Raw genomic sequence first — 8,802 nt, forward strand, 5'->3', positions numbered from 1 at the left:
GTTTTATGTTATCAATGTTTGGATATGGAAATGTTGCTAAGGCGATTACAAGCACTTATAAAAAGGGTGAATGGTATATATATGATGATAAATTTAGCGTTTGTAGTGAAGATGAATTTGGTAATAAGCTTTTACCTACAAGCTATTTTAATCCTGATAAAAGTAGTATAGAAGTAGTTAGTCCTGGAATTGCGCCTAATCATATTTTATGTAAAAGTGCTAAGAATTTAACAAGTGAGATTGATTTTTATAACGAAGCTTTAGGGCTTAGTATTTGGGTTAGTGGGACTAATGGTAAGACTACTACAACGGAAATGATTTCTTATTTGCTTAATATTGAAGCAGGAGCAAATATAGGAAAACCAATTGCATTAATGAATCTTAAAGCACCTTTAGTTGTTCTTGAGATGAGTTCTTTTGCCCTTCATTATACTAAGGTTGCAAGACCTGAACTTTATGTATTATTACCTATTTGTGATGATCATATTTCTTGGCATGGAAGCTTTAATAATTATGAAAAAGCAAAACTTGATTTAATTTTTAGAATGAATAAAACAGCAAGTATTATTGTGCCTAAAAAATATGAAGAGTATTTAAAGAGTGCAAATTGTATTAAATATTTTTATGAGAATTCTAGTGATTTAGCTAAACTTTTTGATATTGATTTAGCTAGATTAAATTACAATGAGCCGTTTTTATTAGATGCGTGTTTAGCGTTGGCTGCTTGTAAGATTATTAGTGGCAAAATTGAATATGAAAAAATATCTAAGTTTAAAATTGGTCGTCATAGAGTTGAGATTTTTAAAGATAGCAAAGATAGAATTTGGATTGATGATAGCAAGGCTACTAATATTTCAGCTGCACTTGCTGCTATTAATAGTTTTAAAGAGCCTTTACATTTAATTGCTGGTGGAGATGCTAAAGGTCAAGATTTAAATGAGTTTTTCTCAAAATTAGATAAAAATATAAAGCTTTATTTAATAGGTAAGAGCGATTTTAGCGATATTGCTAAAAAGCACGGATTAAACCCAATTAGAACCAATCTAAAAGAAGCTGTAAGTATGATTTATAAAGATTTAACAACTAAAGAAATAGCATTATTAAGTCCTGCGTGTGCTAGTTTAGATGAGTTTAGTTCTTATGCTGAGCGTGGGGATTTGTTTATAAAATATATGAAAGATTTAGATGTTTAGCTTTTTAAGACTTGCAAAAAGTGCTTTAATTACAAGTGAGTATAGTGTGAAAAATAATAAATTACTTTATAAAAATAAAGAATTTATAATCCAAGATGAATTAAAAAATTACGAAAATACTTATTTTGTAGTTGCTATTGATAGAGTGATTTTATTTAAAAATCAAAATGAAAATAATTTTGATAAGGCTAAAAAAAGACAAATAAAAGCGATAAGTCTTAGTTGTTTAGTAATGATTTTATGTTTGATAATTTTATTTTTTCAAGAATTTGAAATAGGAATTTCATTTTTAAGTATTGCTAGTATTGTAGTTTTTATACTTTCAATACTTAATTATTCGTTTTTAAAACAACAAATTTTCGCATTAGAAAAAATTTAAGCATAATTTAAGAATTATCATATATAATAACGGCTTTTACTTCGGTGGTTGGATAGCTCAGTCGGTAGAGCAGCAGACTGAAAATCTGCGTGTCGGCAGTTCGATTCTGCCTCTAACCACCATTTTAAATTTCCCACTTTTTATTATTTTTTATTTGAGAATTTGAAATAGGAATTTCAAAATAATTTTTCTATACATTAAATATTTTTTCATATACTCCCCAAATGATTAAGGCAAAAAAGAAATTCGGACAAAATTTTTTAAAAGATGAGTTAGTAAAACAGCAGATCATCCAAGCGATACCCAAAGATTTAAAAGCAAAATTAATTGAAATTGGGCCTGGCTTAGGTGATTTAACTGCTCCAATACTTAAAAGCGGTTTTAAATTAACAAGTTTTGAAATAGATGATAGTTTAATTCCTATTTTAAACGAGCGTTTTAATAAAGAGATTTTAAGTGGAGATTTTACGCTAATAAATGCTGATGTTATGAATGTAAAAATTAGCGATGAGCCTTATTTTATATGTGCTAATTTGCCGTATTATATTAGTTCGCAAATTATTATAAATGCTTTATTTGATGATAACTGCATAGGTATGCTTGTGATGATTCAAAAAGAATTAGCAGATAGATTTTTTGGGATTGATTATTGTGCTTTAAGTGTTATTACGGATTTACTTTGTGATAAAGTTAATGTTTGTGAAGTGCCACCTAGTGCATTCACTCCTATGCCAAAAGTAAATTCTAGTGTAATTAAGCTTATTAAAAAGCCTAATTTGTTGGATAAAAAAGATTTAAAAGCTTTTAATTCTTTTATCAAGATAGCCTTTAATCAACCAAGAAAAAAAATGCTTAGTTCATTTTCAAATAAAACAAAGGTAAAACAAGCATTAGATAAGCTAGAAATTGATGAAAACAAAAGAGCTCATGAAATATCTGTTAAATCATTCTTAGAACTTTTTAAATTACTAAAGGATGAAAATGAATATTGAAGATTTAGAAAAAACAAAAGTAGCAAGAAGTTATGAAAACGCTGAAAACGAAGATGAACTTTTAGAAGAATTAGAAGAAGAAATTGACGATAAAAAAGCTAAAAAGAAAAAAAAGCGTAAGAAAAAAATCTTACCAGCTTCTTTAAAAGGTGATTTAGATTGGCAAAAAGCCTTAGCTGAATCAATGAAAGAAAACGAAAAAGCTCAAGAAAAAAGGCTATATCCTTGGATAAATTACAAAGGTAATGCAAGTGTTAAATTTACTCCATTAGGCGGACTTGGTGCTATTGGTGGAAATATGAGCGTAATTGAGTATGAAGATGAAGCTATTATCATTGATGTTGGAATGAGCTTTCCTGATGCTGATACTTTAGGTGTTGATATTGTAGTTCCTGATTTTTCTTATGTTAGAAAGATAAAAGATAAAGTAAAAGCTGTTCTTATCACTCATGCTCACGAAGATCATATTGGAGCAATGCCTTATTTTTATAAAGAATTTGATTTTCCGATTTATGCTACGCCGCTTCCACTTGGAATGATTTCAAATAAATTTAGCGAACACGGGCTTAAAGATAAATGCAAATTATTTAGACCAATTACAAAAAGACAAATTTATGAAATTGGCTCTTTTAAAGTTGAGTTTATGCATATAACTCATAGTATTATAGATAGCTGTGCATTAGCTATAAATACTCCTGCTGGAACTATTATTCATACGGGAGATTTTAAGATTGACCATACTCCAATAGATGGTTATGCTAGTGATTTACATCGTTTAGCTTATTATGGCGAAAAAGGTGTTTTATGTTTATTTAGCGATAGTACTAATAGTTACCGCGAAGGTGTAACTAAGAGCGAAAGCACCGTTGGTGGGACTTTTGATTTGATTTATTCAAGATGCAAAGGTCGTGTGATTATGAGTACATTTAGCTCAAACATTCACAGAATCCATCAAGCAATCACACACGCACTTGTATATAATAGAAAAGTTTGTATTATAGGTCGTTCTATGGAAAGAAATCTATTTACAGCAATTGAGCTTGGATATTTAAAATTTGATAAAAAGATTTTTATAAGTGCTGATGAGCTTGATAAATATCCTGATGAAGAGATATTAATAGTAACTACAGGCTCACAAGGTGAGAGTATGAGTGCATTATATAGAATGGCTACAAGCGAACACAAACATGTAAAAATTAAGCCTAATGATCAAGTAATTATAAGTGCTAAAGCAATTCCTGGTAATGAAGCAAGTGTATCAGGTGTAATTGATTTATTAATGCGTCATGGAGCAAGTGTTGCTTATCAAGAATTTAGTGAAATTCATGTAAGCGGTCATGCAGCAAGTGAAGAACAAAAGCTAATCTTAAGACTTGTAAAACCTAAATATTTCTTGCCTGTGCATGGAGAGTATTCTCATATTAGTAAGCACAAAGCTAGTGCAATTGCTTGTGGTGTGAATGAAAAAAATATATATTTATTAAATAATGGCGATCAAATGGAGATTAGCTGGAATAAATTAAGAAGATTAAAAACCGTTAAAACAGGTAAAACTTATATAGATAATCAAGTAGATAGAGAAGTGCATGATGATTTATTAAATACTAGAAAAAATCTTGCAGAGCATGGAATAGTGCAGCTTAATCTTCATATTAATATGGGTGCAAGGACACTAAATCACGCACATATAATCAATTTTGGTTTAGTATCAAATAAACTAGCTCAAGATTTTGCAACTGATGTTAGCAATTATATTAAATTATTTATAGCTGATGCAAAAGATACTTTATTAAAGGATAAAAAGGCATTTGAACCTGCACTAAGAAATGCACTTAAGAAGTATTTTTTCAAAAAATATAAAAAATATCCGTATTTATTATTAAATATTCATTAAGGATAAAATATGCTAGAAATTGCAAAAAACATTCTAAAGCGAGAAGCCTTCGCTTTAGAAGAAGCGTCAAATTCTTTAGATGAGAGTTTTTGTGAAGTTGCTAAGGTAATTAGTGAATGCAAAGGGAATTTAATCATTGTTGGAGTTGGTAAAAGTGGTATCGTTGGACGCAAAATTGCAGCTTCGTTTGCTAGTTGTGGGGTAAGGTCATTTTTTATTCATGCTAGTGAGTTAATGCACGGAGATTTAGGAAATATTTGTAAAGATGATGTGGTGATTTTAATTTCTTTTAGTGGTAAAAGCGAAGAAGTATTAAAAATATTACCATTTTTAAATGATAGAAATGCTACTTTAATTAGCATTTCTCAAAGCAATTCTCCATTAGCAAATGCTTGTAGTTTCAATATTGCTACAAATTGTAATGAAGCAATCACAAATCTGCCAGCACCTACTAGCTCAACTACTCTAACTCTAGCTTTAGCTGATGCGCTTTTAGCTTGTGTTATTAATTTAAAAGATTTTAGTGTTAGTGATTTTGGTATAAATCATCCGGGTGGAGCATTAGGTAAAAAGTATTATGTAAAAGTTAGTGATTTAATGCATAAAAACAATCTACCGATAATAAGCAAAAATGCTAGTTTAAAAGACGCTATTATTTGTATGAGCAAGGCAAGTTTTGGTTGTGCTTTATTGGTTGATAATGAAAAATTAGTTGGATTTTTAAGTGATGGGGATTTAAGAAGAGCTATGGCTAAGGATGATTTTTCTTTAGAGCAATTAGCCTTAGAATATGCTAGTAAAAATCCTAAAACCATAGAAAAATCAGTTTTAGCACATAAGGCGTTTTCTTATATGAAAGAAAACAAAATATCAATTTTAGTAGTTCTTGAGAATGAAAAAATAATAGGATTATTACAATTATTGGATGAGTGATGAGACTTAATAAATTTATAGCACACAATAGCAAGTATTCAAGAAAAGAAGCTGACAAATTAATAAAAGAAGGCTTAGTAAAGATTAATAACAAAGTTTGCTTAGAAGACTGGAGTGAAGTTGGAATTGATGATAAAGTTTTTGTAAAAGGTAAAAGAATTTATAAAAAAAGTGAATTTAGCGTCATCGTATATCATAAAGATAAAGGCGAATTAGTAAGCCATAAAGATGAGCGTGGAAGAGCCTTGATATATGATAATTTGCCAAGAGATTTTAGACATTTTAATCCTGTTGGAAGATTAGATTTTTCATCAACGGGCATACTTTTATTAGTAGATAGTCCTGTAATAGCTGATTTTTTAATGCAAAGTAACTTAGAGCGTGAATATTACTTAAAAATTAAAGGCACTATAAGTAAAGATGTAATCAATGCTATGGAAAATGGACTTGAGATTGTAAATAGCTTAAAAGGAGCACACCCAAAAAGCAAAATCACAAATCTTAGTCTAAAGCCTTTTTTAGAATATGAGATTTTTGGAAGTAGTGGTGGATATACAAAACTAAGAGTTATTATTGATGAAGGCAAAAATAGAGAATTAAGACGCTTTTTTGCTGAATTTGATTTAGAAGTAGTGGAACTTAAAAGGGTTGCTTTTGGTAGGGTTGATTTGGGTGTGTTAAAGCCTAAAAAATATAGATTTTTAACCAATAGCGAATACGAAGATTTAAGAAGCTTTTTAAAAGAAAATAAGGTGTATTACTAATGAAAGAATTAAATAATTTACATAAAGAATTTATAGAGTTAAGACATAGCATACACGCAAATCCAGAGCTAGGATTTAATGAGTTTAATACCGCAAAATTAGTTGCAAATAAACTAAAAGAATTTGGTTATGAAGTTTATGAAGGCATAGGAAAAACGGGTGTTGTAGGAGTATTAAAGAAAGGAAATTCTACTAAAAGCATAGGTCTTAGAGCTGATATGGATGCACTTAGTATAGAAGAATGCACAGGACTTGATTATGCTAGTAAGAATGGCTGTATGCACGCTTGCGGACACGATGGGCATACGGCAGGATTATTAATGGCTGCTAAGTATTTAGCAAGTGCTAATTTTAATGGAACTCTTAATTTATTTTTTCAACCTGCTGAAGAATGCTGTGATAATGAAATGTTAAGCGGTGCTATGAGAATGATAAAAGATGGAGTTTTAGAACGCTTTAAGGTTGATTATATTTATGGAATTCATAATATGCCAATTTCACAGATGAAAGGCTATGAAAATAAGAAATTCTTTATGAAAAAAGGCGTAATGATGGCAGGTGTAAGTGCTTATAAAGTAGATTTTATAGGCTTAGGCGGACACGCATCGGCTCCACATTTATGTAAAGACCCAATAAGCGTTGCAAATAATTTTGTAAATGCTTTATATACTTTTAAATCTTTAGAATTAAAAGATAGCGTTGTAAATGTTACAGGCTTTCTAGCAGGAACTACAAAAGCATTTAATATAATCCCAAATGAAGCTAGTGTTATGATAAATGTAAGAGGTCTTAGCAATCAAGAGCTTGAATTTATTGATACAAGAATTAAAGAATTAGCAACAAACTTAGCAAATGCTTTTAATATAAAAGCCATAGTAAAAAGAGCTGAAAATATAAAAGCTACTATCAATAATGATGAAGCACATGAGTTAGCAAGACTTGCTGCGATTGAGAGTTTTGGTGAAGATGAATGTGAGTTTAAACACCCGCATTTAATGGGTAGTGAAGACTTTTCTGCATTTTTAGATGAGGTTAAAGGAACATATGCTTTTATAAATAACGGAGATAGTGCAAATCTTCATCATCCAGAATATAATTTCAACGATGAAGTATTGCTGCTAGCTAGTAAGTATTTTGCAAATTTAGTATTAAATTATTTAAAATAAATTTATTTTTATTAAAAAATTAAATAAATTTATTATTTAGCCGATATAAAAAAGACTATATTTAAAAGGAGAAGATTATGAATGTAGGTTCTGTTAGTAATTCAGGTTTTACGAGTGGCTTACCAAAAAGTGTAAAAACTCAAGATGATGCAAGAAATGCTATAAAAGATAATTTAAAAAATATAGGCATTGACTTAGGAGATAGGGATTTAAGTAGTATTAGTGGTAAGGATATTACAAATGCTTATATAGCACAAAGTATGCAAATTAGCTTTTCTCAATTTAATACTCAAGGAAGCATATTTAGTTTTTCAAAAAATGAAATGCAACTTAATACTTTTCTTGGAACTTTAGGTAAATTAGGTGATGGTTTTGAGAATTTACAAAACTTAACTCCTACAAAAGCTAAAGAATTAATTAGTGAAGATGGCTATTGGGGTAGTAAGCAAACTGGCGATAGAATAGCTGGTTTTGTTCTAGCTGGTGCTGGAGATGATATTGAAAAGCTAAAAGCAGGTCGTGAAGGAATTATGCGTGGTTTTAAAGACGCCGATAAGACTTTAGGTGGTTTTAGCAAAGGATATGCTGATATTGCAAATGCTACAATTGAACGCGCTGTAAAAGCTATAGATGATAAAATAGCTGAATTAGGCGGCAATGTAGTAGATATAAAAGCTTAATTAAATGCCTATTTTTAGGCATTTAATACTTATAAATATAATTAATTTTAAAATCTTAAAAACAAATGTTCTTATATTAAAACAATTTAAAATAAAATTTTCATACTAATTAGATAATTTAATCAATTAATTTTAGCTTTTATAATAAAGTAAAATCATTATATTTTGCACTTATAATTTATACATCATAAAACATTAATTACAAAGTAAAACAATTAAAATATATATTATGAAAATAATTTATTTTTATAAGATTTTGCTATGTATTGATTAAACATTTTATAATTTTTCTCTCTTGAGTAATTCTTTAATACTAGGCTTTATGCTATTAAATTCATTGATATAATTTTTATAAATAAATTCTATAATCTTTAAAATTTTGGTTATTAATAATATATAATAAACTTTTCTTTAAACCACCAATGTATTACATAAAACTCTTTGTATCCAACAATAATATGTAATATAGTAGATAAAAAATGTTCTACTCTATTACATAAAAAATAAAAAATGTTCTACTCTATTACATAAAGCTCTTTGTATCCAACAATAGTATGTAATATAGTAGATAAAAAATGTTCTACTCTATTACATAAAAAATAAAAAATGTTCTACTTTATTACATAAAGCTCTTTGTATCCAACAATAATATGTAATATAGTAGATAAAAAAATGTTCTACTCTATTACATAAAGCTCTTTGTATCCAACAATAATATGTAATATAGTAGATAAAAAAATGTTCTACTCTATTACATAAAAAATAAAAAATGTTCTACTCTATTACATAAAAAATAACAAA

At 28.7% G+C, this 8,802-nt stretch carries 8 protein-coding genes and 1 tRNA gene; all 9 read left to right on the forward strand.

Annotated features, from left to right (window positions below; translation table 11 throughout):
• Nucleotides 1-5: 5 nt before the first annotated feature.
• The 9 genes from murD to AVBRAN9333_RS04585 all read left to right on the forward strand — a co-directional run bounded on the left by murD (nucleotide 6) and on the right by AVBRAN9333_RS04585 (nucleotide 8,001).
• Nucleotides 6-1,193 (forward strand): UDP-N-acetylmuramoyl-L-alanine--D-glutamate ligase, encoded by a 1,188-nt coding sequence (gene murD, locus AVBRAN9333_RS04545; protein ID WP_239802990.1) that lies wholly within the window; start codon nucleotides 6-8, stop codon nucleotides 1,191-1,193.
• On the forward strand, nucleotides 1,186-1,572 hold the full coding sequence (locus tag AVBRAN9333_RS04550; protein WP_336609508.1) for a hypothetical protein: 387 nt from the start codon (nucleotides 1,186-1,188) through the stop codon (nucleotides 1,570-1,572). Before murD ends, AVBRAN9333_RS04550 begins: the two co-directional genes overlap by 8 nt.
• A 46-nt stretch (nucleotides 1,573-1,618) precedes the next feature.
• Nucleotides 1,619-1,694: transfer RNA gene (locus AVBRAN9333_RS04555), tRNA-Phe, on the forward strand.
• A 102-nt stretch (nucleotides 1,695-1,796) separates the two neighbouring features.
• Nucleotides 1,797-2,564 (forward strand): 16S rRNA (adenine(1518)-N(6)/adenine(1519)-N(6))-dimethyltransferase RsmA, encoded by a 768-nt coding sequence (gene rsmA, locus AVBRAN9333_RS04560; RefSeq protein WP_214120203.1) that lies wholly within the window; start codon nucleotides 1,797-1,799, stop codon nucleotides 2,562-2,564.
• A complete protein-coding gene (locus AVBRAN9333_RS04565; RefSeq protein ID WP_250325130.1) occupies nucleotides 2,554-4,458 on the forward strand; it encodes a ribonuclease J in 1,905 nt (634 codons plus the stop codon). The genes rsmA and AVBRAN9333_RS04565 overlap by 11 nt, the downstream gene beginning before the upstream one ends.
• Before the next feature lie 9 nt (nucleotides 4,459-4,467).
• Nucleotides 4,468-5,391, forward strand: a complete 924-nt coding sequence (locus AVBRAN9333_RS04570) for a KpsF/GutQ family sugar-phosphate isomerase (protein WP_214150384.1) — start codon at nucleotides 4,468-4,470, stop codon at nucleotides 5,389-5,391.
• Entirely contained in the window at nucleotides 5,391-6,155 is a 765-nt protein-coding gene (locus tag AVBRAN9333_RS04575; RefSeq protein WP_214120204.1) for a pseudouridine synthase, read from the forward strand. The genes AVBRAN9333_RS04570 and AVBRAN9333_RS04575 overlap by 1 nt, the downstream gene beginning before the upstream one ends.
• The gene (locus tag AVBRAN9333_RS04580) at nucleotides 6,155-7,321 is read left to right on the forward strand and encodes an amidohydrolase (protein ID WP_336609509.1); all 1,167 of its coding nucleotides are present in this window, start codon (nucleotides 6,155-6,157) and stop codon (nucleotides 7,319-7,321) included. Before AVBRAN9333_RS04575 ends, AVBRAN9333_RS04580 begins: the two co-directional genes overlap by 1 nt.
• A 77-nt stretch (nucleotides 7,322-7,398) precedes the next feature.
• The gene (locus tag AVBRAN9333_RS04585; protein ID WP_336609510.1) at nucleotides 7,399-8,001 is read left to right on the forward strand and encodes a hydrogenase-4 component G; all 603 of its coding nucleotides are present in this window, start codon (nucleotides 7,399-7,401) and stop codon (nucleotides 7,999-8,001) included.
• Nucleotides 8,002-8,802 lie beyond the last annotated feature (801 nt).

Source organism: Campylobacter sp. RM9333 (genome assembly GCF_020137705.1).
GTDB lineage: Bacteria > Campylobacterota > Campylobacteria > Campylobacterales > Campylobacteraceae > Campylobacter_E.